We start from the raw sequence: 16,206 nt of genomic DNA, 5'->3' as shown, positions 1-16,206 counted from the left end.
TAAACCTTCCTTACATGCGTACGCCTTCCACATCCAGGATCATTTCCACTGTCTGGGAAGCCGGGCCCAGGTTGTAGTCGATACCGAAGTCTTTCAGCGCAAACTCGGTGGTGCCGCTGAAGCCCTGACGGTAGCCGCCCCAGGGATCTTTGCCGCCGCCGATGTGCGTAACGTCAATGGTAATGGGTTTGGTGACGCCGCGCAGGGTCAGCTCGCCGGTCAGTTTCGCTTTGCCGTTCCCCAGGGGCTCAAAGGCGGTGCTTTTAAAGGTGGCTGTGGGGTACTTGGCGACATCGAGGAAATCGGCGCCGCGCAAGTGCTTGTCCCGCTCAGCGTGGTTACTGTTCAGGCTGGCCACATCGATTTTGACTTCCACGGATGATTTTTCCGGTGCGTTTTCATCGTAGGAAAAGGAACCGCTGAAGTCGTCGAAACGTCCGTAGAGCCAGCTGTAGCCCAGGTGCTTGATGCGGAACTGGATAAAGGCGTGAGCGCCTTTGGTATCAATTTGGTACTGAGCGGCCTGGGCGGTCGCGCCCAGCAAGGCCGCAAATAGGAATACGGCGAACTTTTTCATTGGAGATCTCCTTCAGTGTTATTTGTGAGTGAAACTTGTGTTTGTGGCAACGGTTTGCCCGGTTGGGGTGCAAGTCCCAGCATTCGGCGCAGTGTTCCGTCGCGGTCAATAAAATGGTGCTTGAGCGCGGCCAGTGCGTGCAGGGAGACCAGCGCCATCAACGTCCAGGCCAAAATCTTGTGGATTTGCCCGGCGATATCCTCTTGGTTGGGGATGCCCTGGATGGTGGCGGGGACTGAGAACCAGGCGAAAACCTCGATGGCGCGGCCGTCGGCGGTGGAGATCAGATAGCCGGACAGCACGATGGCGAACAAAAGCAGGTAGAGTGCGCCGTGGATCAGGCGCGCCGCGAGCGTTTGCCACGGCGCTGTATTTGCCAGTGGCGCTGGGGTCGGATTAAACAGCTTCCAAAACAGGCGAAACAGTAGCGCGCATGCAAGCAGTATACCGATACTTTTATGTAACTCCGGGCCTTGCCGGTACCAGGGATCATAATAGGACAGCTGGCGCATCCACCAGCCGAGGGCGAAGAGGCCGATTGCGGCTGGAGCCATCAGCCAGTGCAGGGTGATGCTTACCCAGCCGTATTGTGTATCACTGTTTCTGGCCGCCACCGGTAGATCTCCGCTAATCTGAGCGTCCCGCCCCCATTGGGCGGGCGCAATACAGACTGCTCATTATAAAAATTCCGTCACCAGGGAACAGTGAAATAAACCGGATAAACCGATCGAAAAATTTGCGGGGCTGGTCAATTTGCAGGCAGAGCGCTTTGAGGTCGCCGCCTCCCGTCAATGCGATGTGGCACGCGCACCTTCGCGCTCGGCGGCGGCCAGGATCCGCTCCAGGGCGGATTTATCCAGGGCACTAGAGTGCCTGGCCAGCTGCTCCGCCAGCCAGGCGGGGCCGTGGCGGCTGCCGTGCAGTGCCAGTTTTTCCAACTGCCAGATGACGGAAAGCAGAAGTTGTGGTTGAAGCTCTCCTTCCTGTCCCTGTGCTGAAAAAAGGCGCGGCTCGAGGTGTTCCAGGTCGCTGCGTTTCACCCTCAGTTCCGACAGGCTCGGATACCAGCGGCCGCTGAAGGGCTCCGGCCTCTGGCTGTTGTCGAAGGTGATGCGCAGGCGGTGGCCCTCGTCATCTTCCAGCAGAGGGGTGTCGCCCTCATAAGCGGGTAAGGCGGGGCGGTGGCGCAATATGTCGACGATCGCCTTCCAGTCGCTACGATTTTCCGCGCACAGGCGCAGCGGCGTGGTCAGTTCACAGGTTTGGTGTTGATCCAGGTAAGTGAGCATTTGGCGGGCGCGATACCAATATAGATCCAGTTGGCGCTCTTCCGCCAGGTCTGCCAAATCGGCGCTGGTGACAGATTCTTCGGCGATGGCGCTCAAGTGGTTGACCGCTTGCTGTACATTCAGCCATTGCCTGCGGTGGAAGGGTTTACTAGTCATTCGTCGCCCTCCGATACGGTGCAGTCATTCATGGTCATTGCGCGAAACATCGGAAAACCTTCGACTCAATATGCGTGGCGCTGTATTCGCTCCAAAGGCACTCAGAATATGGAGTGGCCATTGCGACATTACGCAAAAATCCAGCCGGGCAAGAATCTGGTTGTATCGCAACGCCCGAGTCATCACCTGAGCATCTCCTGCGGTGGCAAAGGGCTGTCCGTGGAGCGGATTGAGCACAGGCGCCTCAGCTGTGTTCAGGGAATTATCAATTCGTGCTCAGGGCGTGGGAGAGTTCGGCCGGGTACCGGGATAGTCCTTCTGTTCCCGGCAGCGGTGGCCGCGGTGTCGCCCGTAAAAGAGTAGCAGCTGCGATTGCACAGGCGGGAGTAACTGGCGGATGAACGCGCCCTATAACCAGCCTTTTTTCTTGAAGTAGAGGTAGGGCGCCAAACCGGAAAGCACGATCAAGCCCAGAGAGAATGGATAGCCGAGCAGCCACTTCAGTTCGGGAATAAATTCAAAGTTCATCCCGTAGATACTGGCCACTGTGGTCGGCGGCAAAAAGACCACGGCGGCAATGGAAAACATCTTGATGACATTGGTCTGGCGGATATTGATAAACCCCTGGGTCGAGTCCATCAGGAAGTTGATTTTGTTGAACAGGAAACCAGTATGAGCGGTGAGGGTGTCAATATCCCGGATAATATCCAGCAGGCTTTCCCGCTGTTCTCCATCGATATGGATGTGGCGCTGCAAAAAGGCGATCGAGCGGCGCGTATCCATCAGGCACAAAAGCACTTTACCATTGCAGTCCTCCAGGCTGGCCAGTAAGGCGATAGCATCCTCCAGATCTGAGTCTTCGTCCTCCAGTACCCGGAAGCTGGCTTCACTCAGCTTTACGTGTATATCCTCTAGTGTGTCCGCCAAGTCCTCGACTTTTTGTTCGAAAATCTGTACTACCAGATCATGGGCGCTGCGCGCTTCCACCTGGCCGCGGCGAGCGCGCATGCGCAACAGCCGAAAGTCGGCCAACTCGTGCTCCCGCATTGTGATCAGCCGCCGGGGTTGCAGAATAAAAGCCACCGTGGCCGTGTAATGGCGGCCTTCACTCTGAGTCAGAAAAAGCGAGTGAATATGGACACCGGCATCGTCGACGAAATAGCGCGCCGAGGCTTCGATTTCATCTACTTCCTCCGATTCCGGCAGCTCGGTGCGCAGCAAATGTTCAAGCAGGTTCCGTTCTTCTTCCAGTGGCTCCTGAAGATCGACCCAAACCACTTCCGCCAGATCGGGTTCGGTCACCTGGGATGAGAAGGGCCGTTCGACGATTTTGCCCCGCTTGATATCGAAAAGTCTCAGCATCGTCCATTACGTCTGGTTATATCGGGATGGCAAGTTTGTAACCGCGAGGCACAAATCAATGTCCGGCTGACTATTGCAGTTTATAACCAGCGCGGAAGCTGTGCTCGGATTTCTCCCGGCGCCTGGTTGACCAGATTTTTGCCCGTCTCTCCGGCAATGGCCGCGCGTGTGGGTGGTTTCAGCGCCTCGCGCAGGTTGCCCACCATCTGCGGTTCGGCCACGATGTAGAGTTTCTCGTAAAGTCCTTGAGTGCGGCCGCGCTCCAGAGTTTGGGCGAGCTCACGGGCAAATTTTCTGCCGCTGAGACGGTGTAGTTGTTCCGTATTGCCCATGGCGTGACGGCCCTGGCCGCCGCTGTCAAAAGTACGTCCTGGGGCGTCACTGATCAGATCCCGGCCGCTCATGCGGGACTGGGGGTAAATCATTGACTCCAATTCGTGCAGTTCACCAGAACGCTTTTCCGCTTCGAACAGCCGCGCTTCAGACTGATTGGCCACAAGGACCCATGCGTGTGCCATAAACGATACCTCACCAATTGTCATTTCTATGCTAGGGAATTCCGGGCGAATTCTGTAATGCTGTCGGTGAGAAGTATCCAGATTGTGGTAAAAGCGCAGCAGTGGTCGGCAGAGCGCCAAAAGCCCGCTACGGTATCCGCGCGAATTACCAAAGAAGTTCCCCCTACTCAGAGATGTTTGGCGTTTTTCTATAGCAAATCACGTTCAGAAATTTTTTCTATATAAAAAAATCTTTTAAAAAGAACTACCCCTGGTGCCGGAAAAAAATCCGCCTGTCGTCCTAGACTTAGTTGGACGATGTTCGGCGCGCCACTGCGAAGTGGCTCTTTTAATCCATACCTGATGGGAGGTTATTCCATGAGCTTGATTCCAAGAGGATCGTTGTTTGACCTGGACAATATGATTGAGCAGTTGATGTTGCCAAACCGTGTTCTGGGCCAGGGCACCGAGGGATTTTTTCTCCCCGCATTGATGTCTGTGAACACAAAGACAGTTACGAGATCAGTGCCGAACTGCCAGGCGTGAGCAAAGAGCATATCAACGTGACCCTGGAAAATGGCGTGCTGACGCTGGAGGCGGAAACACACAGGGAGAACAAAGAAGAGAAGGAGGGACGTGTGATCCGCGAGGAGCGCCGCTATGGAAAATTTTTGCGCAGTTTCAATCTCGGCGAAGATGTCAGCGAGAAGGAAATTGATGCGAATTTCAAAGACGGCGTTTTGACATTGAAGGTTCCCAAGCGCGAGGAAGTTCAACCTCAGCGCAAACGTATTGAAATTCACTGAGTATCACAGCCAAAGCGCGGTTGTATCTGTTGGTAATCGCAGACGGTTTCCGCCTGTGTCGAGCATTAAACTGGAGTTGAATGATGAAAGTGAAACAGGCAATGCACGAAGGTTGCACTTGGTGTTCCTCGGACACGCCTTTGTCAGAAGTGGCGAAGCTATTGCGCGATGAGGATATCGGTGCAGTCCCCGTGGGTGAGAACGACAAGTTGATCGGTATGATCACAGACCGGGATATCGCCTGCCGAGCTGTCAGCCTGGGAGGAGATATGTCTTCCGTGACTGCCCGGGATGTGATGACAGAAGGTATCCAATGGTGCTGGGAAGATGAGGATCTGGACTCGGTCATACAAAAGATGGAAGAGCATCAGCTGCGCCGGATGCCGGTCATGAACCGCGAGAAGCGCGTAGTGGGCATACTGAGCCTGGGCGACATTTCTCATGCATCCGCTCACAGACAAACCGGTGAGTTTGCCTCGGCGGTATCCGCGCATCACTAAAATTACCGCCCTGTGCCCCGGGCTGGGAAATGGAAACTACGCCAAAAAAACCGGCAGCATCGGCTGCCGGTTTTTTTACTAAGAGGGCTCTGATTAATTCGCGTGAGCACTGTAGTTAGTTCTGGGCGCTCAGGCAATGGAAGGATATTTCGAAAACGCACGAGTAGGTGTCTGTATCCGATGGTTTCGAAGTGTCCTTCCCATCACCTGAGGTTCTCATCTGGACGAGCAGTTTATTTGTCGTTAAGGAGTGAATTAATCAGAGATGCCCTAATGGGTTAACCGTTACAACAGCGACTCCAGCGGTAGCCATCCGCTGAGGCGGGAACCCATCCGTTGCAGCCAGTTTGTGTCCGGTTCTCGATGCAGTTCCGCACCGTCGGAGCGGCGCCATACGATCCGGTTATTGCGCAGCAGTAGCTGATAGGCATTTTTGTGTACGTTTGTAATGAGGTTTTTGCTCACCATCTCCGTCAGCTGCGGAGACTTTATCATCAAGCCCAGCTCCGTGTTCAACAGAATGGAGCGCTGGTCCAAATTGAAAGAGCCCACGTAGAGCCACTGGCCGTCCACCGCGAAGAGTTTAGCGTGCAGTAGGGATCTGGACTCACCATGCCAGCTGTCCAGCTTGTACTTCAGGGCACTGGAAAGCTCATAGAGATGAACGCCGGCCTCCAATAGCGGCCGCCGATATTTACGATAGGCGCCATGGACAAAGATCACGTCACTGGATGCCAGGGAGTTGGTCAGGATATAAACCTCTACTCCGCGTTCCGCGGCGGCGATCAGTTGTTGCAAATAGTGCTCTCCGGGCAGTAGATAGGGAGAGATGATAATGAGTTGCCGGCGGGCGCCTGTGATGCGCCGCATCAGTTCGCTACCGGCGAATCCCCCCTCTGTACCCGGCGGCTGAGCCACTTTCCTCGGGGGATCGAAAAGGGCGTGGGCCGGCCCCCAGTACCACAGATTGGCGTTGTGGCTCAATGTCTTAATCACAGGTGATTTCAGCAGGCTCCTGCCGTAATCACTGGTGAGAAACTTTTCTGCCTTGCGTAAGAGCTCCGCCGAGAATTGCCGCTGCCGCTCCGGGTCGAGCCGCTCGTGGATCACCGACTGTACAGGAAAGCTGTAGTGGCTGTTCCAGTAAATATCGAACTGGCGGGTGATTTCCGGCACGACCGCGCCTATAGCGATCAGATCCAGATCGCCGAAGTGCTCTTTGCTGTCGAACCCAAAATATTTGTTGCTCAGATTGCGCCCACCAATAAAGGTCACCCTGCCGTCTGCGGTAAAAGATTTGTTGTGCATCCGCCGGTGCAGACGTCGGAAGTCCGCGAGCAATTCCAGGGTCCGAGGGCCCCGGTGCGGAAAAGGGTTGAACAGTCGGATCTGGATATTCGGATGCCGCTGGAGAGCGAGCAGCAGTTTTCCGGCGTCGCCAGTGGTGAAATCGTCCAAAAGAAAGCGTACACGTACGCCGCGCTCAGCGGCGCGCAGCAGTTCCCGTGTAAGCAACAGGCCGGTTTCGTCGTGGCGGAAAATAAAGTACTGAATATCGATGGAACTGCGGGCTGCGCGGATGACGGCCAGGCGCACGGCCAGTGCATTGTGCGCAGAGGTCACCGGGTAGACACCGGTCTGGCCGGGATGGCCGCGGGTCAACCGGTCGCTGACGATTACCAGCGGCGCATCGGGAGGCGCCTTTGTTTGCCCGCTAGCAATTCTCTCGGGAGGTTGTGGAAAAGTCACCGGGCCGGAGCAAGCCCACAGGCACAGCAACAGTAGAACCAGGAATGGAGATTGGCGGAGGGCAGCTTCCATGCGGGCAGACTGGATTCCTTGGATGAGCCCGGACTCACAGTATAGACGTAGGCCGGGATGGCGGGGTTTGCACTGCCGAGCGCAGACGGCGGCCCGCTATGGATCGCGGCGCACCGCACTGCCGAGCCGCCACAATTCGCCATAATCCGCCCGCAGTTTGCCTTCCTTTTGTCCACCGATCGCCGGATTGCCCTCTTTTAATGGCCTTCAGAGTGCAACCTGGATGGAGGGAAACGGTGGAAAGAACCATTTTCTGTGGCCAGCGCATACCCCGCGAGCGGGTAGTGTTGCCGACCGAGGAGTATTATCGCCGCCGCAACCGCGCCAGCCGGCGCGGCCGTTGGCTCTTGTTTTTTGTCACCGCGCTGGCGGTATTTGTCGCGGCCCTGGGGACCGGTGCCGCGCGGGCGCAACAGACGGTAGCGCTGGATGATGTGGAAAGCGGTGATCTGCTGTTTACCGGCAATGAGCCGGGGAATTATGTGCCCGCGGTGCACTTGGCTAGCCGCGCGCATATCGCAATACGTGGCTTGATGGCGGAGGTGGTGCTCCAGCAGGTGTTTTCCAACCTCAGTGATGACTGGCAGGAAGCGCTGTATGTGTTGCCATTGCCGGAGCAGGCTGCGGTCAGCGGACTGGAAATCCGCGTGGGTGAACGCCGGATTATTGGTAAAGTGCGTGAACGAGAGGAGGCGGCAAAGATCTATGCGGAAGCCCGCGCCGCTGGCAAACGGGCCGCGCTGCTGGAGCAGCAGCGCCCGAACTTGTTTTCCAATAAGGTGGCGAATATCGCTCCGGGCGAGCGGATACAGGTACAAGTCACTTTCCTGCAGCCGGTTCACTACGATGGGGGCAAATTCAGTCTGCGTATGCCCACGACGCTGACACCGCGATATATCCCCGGCGAGGCTGTCACCAATACGGGAGTCGCGCTGGCGGTAAACAGGCACGGCTGGGCTATGCCAACCGACCAGGTGCCGGATGCGCACAAAATAACGCCGTTTATGTGGCCAGCTTTCGACACTGGCGTACCTTCAGGCGGCGCAACACAGTCGGACCCAGAGTCTGGCGGGTCCGGTGCAGCGCTGGCGGGCAGCCACAAAATCGCTATAGAAGTGGAATTGGACAGTGGCTTACCGCTGGCGGATATCGATAGTCCCTATCACGATATCGATGTGGAAAAAAAAGCGGACGGCAGCTATGGGATAAGGTTGCGCAAGGGTGAAACGGAGATGGACAGGGATTTTGCCCTTTTCTGGAAGCCGCGTCCCTCCGCAATGCCGCGCGCGGCCCTGTTTTCTCAGCCCGCGGTTTCGGACGGAAAAGAAAGCCACTACCTGCAGTTACTGTTGTTGCCGCCCGATACGAAGCAAAGCGCGCGGCGCCTGGCGCGGGAAGTCGTTTATGTGATCGACACCTCCGGTTCCATGAGCGGCGTCTCAATTCGTCAAGCCAAGGAAAGTTTGCAGCTGGCCTTGTCGCGTCTGCGGCCAATAGACCGCTTTAATGTGATTGAATTCAATACCAGCTCCCGCGCTTTCTTCCCACGCCCCGTGGCTGCCGAGGCCGCGAATATCCGATTGGCCAGTGCTCAGATTGAGGGATTGCAGGCGAGTGGCGGTACCGAGATGGCGCAGGCTTTGCGCCTGGCCCTGAGTCAGCAGATGCCGAATGCCGACAACTTGGTGCACCAAGTGGTGTTTATCACTGATGGTGCCGTCGGCAACGAGCGCGCACTCGTCGAGTTGATACAACAGTCACTGGGCGATGCGCGCCTGTTCACCGTTGGTATCGGGTCGGCGCCGAACAACCATTTTATGCGCAAGGCGGCACAGTTCGGTCGCGGTGCTTTCGTCACCATCGGCGACTTGAGCGAGGTCCAGCAGCGGATGGAGGCCCTTTTTACTAAATTGGAGCACCCGCTGGCGACCGACCTGCAGATACAGTGGCCCCGGGGACTGGTGGTGGATGCCTATCCGAAGCGGATTCCCGACCTGTATCGCGGAGAGCCGATGCAACTGGTTGCGAAAATCGAAGGCGCACTCGCAGGAGAGCTGCAGCTGCGCGGCCGCCTTGCCGGTCGGCAATTCGTGCAAAGGCTGGCGTTGGAAGAAAACGAATCCGATGGGAGCGGCGGCCTTGGCAGTCTTTGGGCGCGGGCCAAGATAGAGTCGCTGCGCGACCGGCAGCTGCAGTTGGGGGAGCGGAGTCGGGCGGGCGAGGCGCTGCGGGATGAGATACTGCAGTTGGCCCTGGATCACCAGTTGGTAAGCCCTTACACCAGTTTTGTCGCGGTGGAGGAAAAAATTGCGCGTCCCGCGGCGGACAATTTGTCCACAAGCGCGGTTCCCAATGCGGTGGCTCGCGGCCAGTTGCTGCAGCAGCAGACTTATCCGCGCACCGCTGCCGGCCTCTACGCGCAGCTTCTCGCCGCCATGGGGCTGCTGAGTTTGGCCGCTCTGTTGCGTCGCATGCGCCAAGTGCGCTACAGCTTTTCGCGCTCCTTGCGCCGCTTGTTGAAAAAGCTGGTGCCGGATCCCCGCAGTTGCTAGGCGGGAGAGGGCACTGCTATGTTGCGCACATTGCTTAGCGCTGCCTGTTTGCTGGCCGGTTTGTGGCAACTGAGTGGCGCCGCCTGGTTGCTGATCAAGGCAGAACTGGCACAAGTGTTGATCGGCCGCGCCTGGGAGCAGCAGCTGCTGGCCGGGGAGCCGGCCAGGCCCTGGCCTTGGGCGGACACTTGGCCGGTGGCAAAGCTGCAACTGGACGGCGGGGACCCCCTGATTGTGCTGCACGGAGGCAGCGGTCAGGCGCTGGCCTTTGGGCCAGGTATGCTCGCGGGGTCTGGCGAGCCGGGACAACCGCGCACCACGGTCATCGCCGCGCACCGCGATACCCATTTCGGCGATCTGGGAAAGTTGAAGCCCGGTGCCCCTGTTCGGCTTCAGGACAGTCGCGGGCTTTGGCACAATTTCAGAGTCACTGAGACCCGGGTGGTGAACAGCCGACGGGAACGGCTGCCCATCTTCGCCGAGCCGGGTTTGCTGCTGGTGACCTGCTACCCTTTTCGCGCGGTCAACCCCGGCGGGCCGCTGCGCTATGTGGTCTATGCGGAATATCTCCACGGTGGAGTGGCGTGGGGGCTGTGACCAAAGTGCCAATTTGAGACTCGATTTTGTAATTAAATTTCTGTCATTTCCCGCAATATGTTCCGTTTATATGGCGAATCGGCAAATAATTGTTTTGCAAATTGGTTTTAGTTGTTACTAACCGTCCTATCTGGAAAAACATTTGTAGTAATACTACAATCGCCCCGCTTATAAGACCGGGGTGACTGATCAGCCGCCAGGGCGGCTGCCCGGCCCGGATTGGATTCACAACCCAAATTACCAGATCACGGCAGCAGCAAGGCCCGTTTCCCTCTCTCCGCCGCATTTGCAGATATTGCATTTCCGCCAACGAAGGTGGTGAATTGGCGGAAACATTGAAAAAAGGAAGCAATTTTCTGCCTGCGCTGTAGTTTGCCCGGTTAGCTAAAACTCAACGATAAAACACCGACGCGACGTCGATAATTCGCCGAGGAGCATTGTTTGATGCAAGACGAAACCGATATCCAGGAAACGCAGGAGTGGCTCGATGCACTGCAGGCGGTAATCCGCCACAGCGGTAAGGAACGCGCGGCGTTTCTGCTGAAGCAGTTGGCCAATCGTGCCACCGGCGCGGGTGTGCAATTGCCGGCGGCCATCACCACCCCTTACCGCAATACTATTCCCCCGAGTGCGGAAAAGCGTATGCCCGGTGACCTCTTTATGGAGCGCCGCATCCGCTCGCTGATCCGCTGGAATGCACTGGCGATGGTGGTGCGCGCAAACCAGAGCAGCGACAACCTGGGTGGCCACATCTCCAGCTTCTCCTCTGCGGCCACGCTTTACGATGTGGGCTTCAACTACTTCTTCCGGGGCGACGAGGGCGAGCAGCGCGGCGACCTGATCTTCTTCCAGGGCCACAGCTCCCCGGGCATCTATGCGCGCTCCTACCTCGAGGGCCGCTTCGATGAAGACAAGCTGGATAACTTCCGCCGCGAAGTGCACGGCAACGGTCTTTCATCCTACCCGCACCCCTGGTTGATGCCGGATTACTGGCAGTTCCCCACAGTTTCCATGGGGCTGGGGCCGATCCAGGCGATTTATCAGGCGCACATCATGCGCTACCTGTCCGCCCGCGGCCTCTCCCCCAGGGGCGACCGCAAGGTATGGGCCTTCCTCGGTGACGGCGAGTGCGACGAGCCAGAAACACTGGGCGCTATCTCTCTGGCTGGCCGTGAGCAGCTGGAAAACCTGGTCTTTGTGATCAACTGTAACTTGCAACGTCTGGATGGCCCGGTGCGCGGTAATGGAAAAATCGTGCAGGAGCTGGAAGGCGTTTTCCGCGGCGCCGGCTGGAACGTGATCAAGGTCCTTTGGGGCCGCTTGTGGGACCCGCTGTTCGAAAAGGACGAAAAGGGGTTGCTGCAGAAGGTCATGGACGAGGTGGTCGATGGCGAGATGCAGAACTTCAAAGCCAACGGCGGCGCCTATACCCGCGAGCATTTCTTTGGCCGTTATCCGGAACTGAAGGAAATGGTCAAGGATATGTCCGACGAGGAAATCATGATGCTGAACCGCGGCGGCCACGATCCTTACAAGGTTTACGCCGCCTATGCGGAGGCCATGGCCAGCAAGGGCCGGCCCACCGTCATTTTGGCGCAGACGGTCAAAGGCTATGGTCTGGGCGCTGCTGGCGAAGCGGCGATGGACACCCACTCGGTGAAAAAACTGGACCTGGATGCGCTCAAGCGCTTCCGCGACCGCTTCGGTATTCCCTTGTCCGACAAGGAACTGGAGGAGGTACCTTACTACCGCCCCGCGCCGGACAGCCCGGAAATCAAATACATGACCGAGCGCCGCAAAGCGCTGGGTGGACCGGTGCCGGCGCGTCGCACCGATTGTGAGAAACTCAAAGTGCCCGGTCTGGATGCTTTCAGTGCTCTGACCAAGGGCTCCGGCGACCGCGAGATCTCCACCACCATGGCTTTTGTGCGCGCCATCTCCGCGCTGGTGAAGGACAAGAACATGGGCAAGAACGTGGTGCCCATTGTGCCGGACGAAGCGCGTACCTTCGGCATGGAAGGCCTCTTCCGCCAGCTGGGTATCTATTCTTCCCAGGGGCAGAAATACACCCCGGTGGATCACGGCCAGATCATGTATTACAAGGAAGACAAGAAGGGCCAGATTCTGGAAGAGGGCATCAACGAGGCCGGTGCTATGTCCGCCTGGATGGCGCTGGCCACAGCCTATTCCAACCACGGCGTTGCCATGGTGCCCTTCTATATCTTCTATTCCATGTTCGGCTTCCAGCGCATTGGCGACCTGGCCTGGGCCGCGGGCGATATGCAGGCGCGTGGATTCCTCATCGGCGCTACCGCCGGGCGCACCACCCTGAATGGAGAGGGACTGCAGCACCAGGACGGTCACAGTCACGTGTTGGCCTCTACTATTCCCAACTGCAAGAGCTATGACCCTGCCTTCGGCTACGAGCTGGCGGTGATCCTGCAGCGCGGCTTGGTGGAGATGTACGAGGAACAGAAGAACGTTTACTACTACGTCACGATCGAGAACGAAAACTATGTTCAGCCGGAAATGCCCCAAGGTGTTGAAGAAGGCATTATCCGCGGTATTTACAAACTGAAGTCCAACGCTAAAAAAGGCGCCAAGGGCAAGAGTGCCAAGAAGCATGTGCAGCTGATTGGCGGCGGCACCATATTGCGTGAAGTGATCGCGGCGGCTGACATCCTTGCCAGCGAATTTGGCGTTACCTCCGATATCTGGAGTCTGACTTCAGCGGTGGAAGCTGCGCGCGAAGGGCAGGACGTGGCGCGCTGGAACATGCTGCACCCCGCTGAGAAACCGCGCAAAGCCTGGATTACCGAGCAGTTCGAGGGTAACCAGAGCCCGGTAATCGCTTCCACTGATTACATTCGCTCCTATGTGGAGCCGCTGCGCGAGTTTATCGACGGCGACCTGACAGTGTTGGGTACCGACGGCTTTGGCCGCAGCGACAGCCGCGAGCAGCTGCGCCGCTTCTTCGAGGTGGATCGCAACTATGTGGTGATCGCGGCGCTGAACGGTCTCGCCAAACAAGGCGTGATCAGTGCCGGGGAAGTGTCTGAAGCGATTAAAAAGCTCAACATCGATCCGGAAAAAGTGAACCCGCGCATCAGCTAAGAGAAGGCAAAGACAATATGGCCAAACAAGTCATCAAAGTGCCTGATCTCGGCGGTGCCGATCAGGTAGACGTAATCGAAATTACCGTTGCGGTGGGAGACACTGTCGCCGAGGAAGATTCGCTGATCGTTGTTGAGGGCGATAAGGCCTCCATGGATGTGCCGTCCCCCTGCGCCGGCAAAATCCTCAGTATCAGTGTCAAGGAAGGCGACAAGGTCTCCGAGGGCGATGTTATCGGTGAAATAGAAACCGAAACCGCCGCGGCGGAAGATACCCCGGCACCCGCCGAGCCGGCAGGCGAGGCGGTAGCGGAGCAGCCGGCTGAAGAGCAACCAGCGCAGGCAGCCAGCGCCGCTGCACCTGCCGCGCAGGAAGAGAAAGAAGAAAAGATCGCGGTCCCGGATCTGGGCGGTTCCGACTCCGTGGACGTTATCGAAGTCTGTGTACAGCCTGGAGACGAGGTCGCCGAGGGTGACTCTCTGATCGTTGTGGAAGGTGACAAAGCCTCCATGGATGTCCCCGCGCCCTTCGCCGGCACTGTGGTGTCCATCGCCGTCAGTGAAGGCGACAAGGTTTCCACTGGCGACGACCTGGGCGTTCTGAAAGTGGTCAGTGGCGGTGCCCCCGCGCAGGATAAAGTGGAGGAGGCTCCGGCCAAAGTGGAGACTGCACCGGCCGCACCCGCGTCTCAAGCCCCGGTGGAACCACCTGCGGCGCCGCAGCGAGACCATCAAGTGGAGCGCAATCTGACCGTGTCCGCAGAAGTCTACGCAGGCCCGGCAGTGCGCAAGCTGGCGCGGGAACTGGGCGTGACTCTGAGCAAGGTGAAAGCCACCGGTCCCCGTGGACGCGTTACCAAGGACGATCTGCACGCTTATATCAAAGAGCAGGTACAGAAGGCGGAGAGCGGTGCTGTAGGCGTCGGCGCTGGACTGCCGCCCCTGCCGGAAATTGATTTCAGCCAGTTCGGCCCGGTGAACGTCGAGCCGATGACCAAGATTCACAAGGTCACAGCCGCCAATATGGCGCGCAATTGGCTCAACGTGCCCCATGTCACCCAATTCGATGATGCGGATATCACCGAGTTGGAGGAGTTCCGCAAGTCAATGAAGGCGGAGGCGGAGAAGCGCGGTGTGAAACTCACCCCGGTGCCCTTCCTGCTCAAGGCCGCCGCCGCAGCGCTGCGTGCAGAGCCCAGCTTCAATGTGTCGCTGCACAATGACGGCGAGCACATAGTGCGCAAGGACTATGTGCACATCGGCATGGCCGTGGATACGCCTAAGGGGCTGATGGTGCCGGTGATCCGGGACGTGGACAAGAAAGGCCTTTACGAGCTGGCGCAAGAGGCTACGGAATTGGCCGGTAAAGCCCGCGACGGCAAACTGATGCCGAAGGATATGCAGGGCGCCTGCTTCACTATTTCCAGTCTCGGCGCCATCGGTGGCACAGGCTTTACGCCCATCGTCAACGCGCCGGAAGTGGGTATTCTCGGCGTGTCCAAACTGACGGTGAAACCGGTGTGGAACGGCAAGGAGTTTGTGCCCCGGCAGATGTTGCCTCTGGCTCTGTCCTACGACCACCGCGCCGTCAACGGCGGTGACGCCGGGCGCTTTATGACGTACCTGGTCAGCGTCCTCAGCGACGTGCGCCGTTTGTTGCTGTAAGCGGCGTTTTTAACGCGCATTTGCGAGCGCCCGGAAGCTGTTGGCCAATAGCGGGAAATCCGCAAATTTGGCCGCAGCCTCGGGCGCATTGCTTCCAGCGCGAACCTGCACAATTCTGGCAATTGCGTTTTAAGAAAACTCTGATTAATTCACGCGGACGCTGTATTGGGCTTCGGGGCGTTCGGGTAATGGGATGGGCTTTTCATCTGGCCTAAATCATTTTTCCCGTCACGAAGTAACTGAAACAGAGGTTCCTTAAGTTGAATTTCGCGCTAATTTCCTTTCCCCCGCCGCAAGCCGAATCCTCCGCCAGCTAAACTCAAATTGTACAAATATTGAGCGTGGCGCTGAAGGCGAGAGGTAATTAGAAATGAGGCGCATAGGGATATCCGCTCTACCACTGATCGCGGTACTGACTGTACCGGGATGCGTATTTTTGCCCGTTGAAAAAACAGACCGCAACGACCCCTTTTTTTTCGATCCCGACGATAGCAGTTACAGCGCTGATTTTGCCGAAGTCGGCTATTACCAGCCCAATACTCAACTGCCCTTAACCGCCAGCCGCTACTGTCCGGAGGCCGGTGAAATCCGCAAGGTGGGTTCCGCCTGCTGGTTTTTTCCGGTGATACGGGTTTACTAGTGCTGAGCAGGCAGAAGAGATTCACCCGGAGGCCAATCGATGCTCAGATATTTGGCGCTCGCGCGCACGCTCCTTGCCGTTACACCGCTTGTCGCATGCGGTGTTGCCGATCCCAGGGATGAGGTCGTCTATCCCTACAGCCGGCCCATTCCCCGCGCCGCCGAGTACCGGGTGCCGGAAGTGCCGCGTCCGGTGGTGCAACCCGCGGCGAGCGAGACATACCGCGATGCCTGTCCCGGTGATGCGGAGGAGCTCGCCGAGGGGTCCATTTGTCCACCAAGCGCCCAGTGCTTTGACATAGCTGGCGGACGCCGGTGTATCGTTCATGAAAAGTAAATTTCTGCCCGTTCTTCCCCTGGCACTTTTACTCGGCGGGTGCAGTGGCTTCTGGAATGATTTGTGTGGCACTCCGCAGTTTTATACCCACAGCTCTATCCCCGTCGAGTTGGCGCCAGCCTTTCCCCACGAATGTTTTACCGGTGATATGCCGGCTGCAGGTCCCGCTATGTGTATTGAGGAGGGCGTCCACTGTTACGAGCTGGATAACGGCGACTGGTGCGCTGGTCCATACTCGCCTTTTACCCTGGAGCCTGCGTACGGGATGCGCGCGCAGGATTGGTCCAAATAACTT

General features: G+C 57.7%; 15 protein-coding genes. 9 read left to right on the top strand and 6 right to left on the bottom strand.

Annotation, left to right across the window (positions count from 1 at the left end; genetic code table 11):
* Positions 1 to 10: 10 nt before the first annotated feature.
* The 5 genes from A3224_RS12425 to A3224_RS12405 form a co-directional block, all read right to left on the bottom strand.
* Positions 11 to 577, bottom strand: coding sequence for a YceI family protein (locus tag A3224_RS12425; RefSeq protein ID WP_067155155.1), 567 nt, complete (start codon positions 575 to 577; stop codon positions 11 to 13).
* The gene (locus A3224_RS12420; RefSeq protein WP_074902855.1) at positions 574 to 1,191 is read right to left on the bottom strand and encodes a cytochrome b; all 618 of its coding nucleotides are present in this window, start codon (positions 1,189 to 1,191) and stop codon (positions 574 to 576) included. The genes A3224_RS12425 and A3224_RS12420 overlap by 4 nt, the downstream gene beginning before the upstream one ends.
* Positions 1,192 to 1,365: 174 nt before the next feature.
* Positions 1,366 to 2,022, bottom strand: a complete 657-nt coding sequence (locus tag A3224_RS12415) for a hypothetical protein (protein WP_067155152.1) — start codon at positions 2,020 to 2,022, stop codon at positions 1,366 to 1,368.
* Positions 2,023 to 2,430: 408 nt separating this feature from the next.
* Positions 2,431 to 3,384 (bottom strand): magnesium/cobalt transporter CorA, encoded by a 954-nt coding sequence (corA, locus tag A3224_RS12410; RefSeq protein ID WP_067155149.1) that lies wholly within the window; start codon positions 3,382 to 3,384, stop codon positions 2,431 to 2,433.
* An 80-nt stretch (positions 3,385 to 3,464) separates the two neighbouring features.
* On the bottom strand, positions 3,465 to 3,902 hold the full coding sequence (locus A3224_RS12405) for a host attachment protein (protein ID WP_067157947.1): 438 nt from the start codon (positions 3,900 to 3,902) through the stop codon (positions 3,465 to 3,467).
* 521 nt (positions 3,903 to 4,423) lie between these two features.
* On the opposite strand from A3224_RS12405, the gene A3224_RS16630 reads away from it, so the two are divergent.
* Together A3224_RS16630 and A3224_RS12395 are read left to right on the top strand one after the other, a co-directional pair.
* A complete protein-coding gene (locus tag A3224_RS16630) occupies positions 4,424 to 4,687 on the top strand; it encodes an Hsp20/alpha crystallin family protein (RefSeq protein WP_067155146.1) in 264 nt (87 codons plus the stop codon).
* 80 nt (positions 4,688 to 4,767) lie between these two features.
* A complete protein-coding gene (locus A3224_RS12395) occupies positions 4,768 to 5,187 on the top strand; it encodes a CBS domain-containing protein (RefSeq protein WP_231902380.1) in 420 nt (139 codons plus the stop codon).
* A 285-nt stretch (positions 5,188 to 5,472) separates the two neighbouring features.
* Here A3224_RS12395 and A3224_RS12390 read toward each other — a convergent pair whose 3' ends face one another.
* Positions 5,473 to 7,008 carry a phospholipase D-like domain-containing protein gene (locus tag A3224_RS12390; RefSeq protein WP_067155140.1) on the bottom strand — a complete coding sequence of 512 codons (1,536 nt, stop codon included), beginning with the start codon at positions 7,006 to 7,008 and terminating at the stop codon, positions 5,473 to 5,475.
* A gap of 236 nt (positions 7,009 to 7,244) precedes the next feature.
* Between A3224_RS12390 and A3224_RS12385 the strand changes: the two genes are divergently transcribed.
* The 7 genes from A3224_RS12385 to A3224_RS12355 all read left to right on the top strand — a co-directional run bounded on the left by A3224_RS12385 (position 7,245) and on the right by A3224_RS12355 (position 16,203).
* The gene (locus A3224_RS12385; protein WP_231902379.1) at positions 7,245 to 9,560 is read left to right on the top strand and encodes a marine proteobacterial sortase target protein; all 2,316 of its coding nucleotides are present in this window, start codon (positions 7,245 to 7,247) and stop codon (positions 9,558 to 9,560) included.
* An 18-nt stretch (positions 9,561 to 9,578) separates the two neighbouring features.
* Positions 9,579 to 10,157 (top strand): class GN sortase, encoded by a 579-nt coding sequence (locus tag A3224_RS12380; protein ID WP_067155134.1) that lies wholly within the window; start codon positions 9,579 to 9,581, stop codon positions 10,155 to 10,157.
* A 444-nt stretch (positions 10,158 to 10,601) separates the two neighbouring features.
* Positions 10,602 to 13,271, top strand: coding sequence for a pyruvate dehydrogenase (acetyl-transferring), homodimeric type (aceE, locus tag A3224_RS12375; protein WP_067155131.1), 2,670 nt, complete (start codon positions 10,602 to 10,604; stop codon positions 13,269 to 13,271).
* Positions 13,272 to 13,288: 17 nt separating this feature from the next.
* On the top strand, positions 13,289 to 14,935 hold the full coding sequence (gene aceF / locus A3224_RS12370; RefSeq protein WP_067155128.1) for a dihydrolipoyllysine-residue acetyltransferase: 1,647 nt from the start codon (positions 13,289 to 13,291) through the stop codon (positions 14,933 to 14,935).
* 436 nt (positions 14,936 to 15,371) lie between these two features.
* Positions 15,372 to 15,575 carry a hypothetical protein gene (locus A3224_RS12365; RefSeq protein WP_139223216.1) on the top strand — a complete coding sequence of 68 codons (204 nt, stop codon included), beginning with the start codon at positions 15,372 to 15,374 and terminating at the stop codon, positions 15,573 to 15,575.
* Positions 15,576 to 15,614: 39 nt separating this feature from the next.
* The gene (locus tag A3224_RS16940) at positions 15,615 to 15,911 is read left to right on the top strand and encodes a hypothetical protein (protein ID WP_156481479.1); all 297 of its coding nucleotides are present in this window, start codon (positions 15,615 to 15,617) and stop codon (positions 15,909 to 15,911) included.
* Positions 15,901 to 16,203, top strand: a complete 303-nt coding sequence (locus A3224_RS12355; protein ID WP_067155120.1) for a hypothetical protein — start codon at positions 15,901 to 15,903, stop codon at positions 16,201 to 16,203. The genes A3224_RS16940 and A3224_RS12355 overlap by 11 nt, the downstream gene beginning before the upstream one ends.
* Positions 16,204 to 16,206: the final 3 nt, after the last annotated feature.

This window comes from Microbulbifer thermotolerans, from assembly GCF_001617625.1.
GTDB classification, from domain to species: domain Bacteria; phylum Pseudomonadota; class Gammaproteobacteria; order Pseudomonadales; family Cellvibrionaceae; genus Microbulbifer; species Microbulbifer thermotolerans.
Note: the sequence above shows the minus strand (reverse complement) of the source record. Positions and strands in the feature narration are given on the sequence as shown.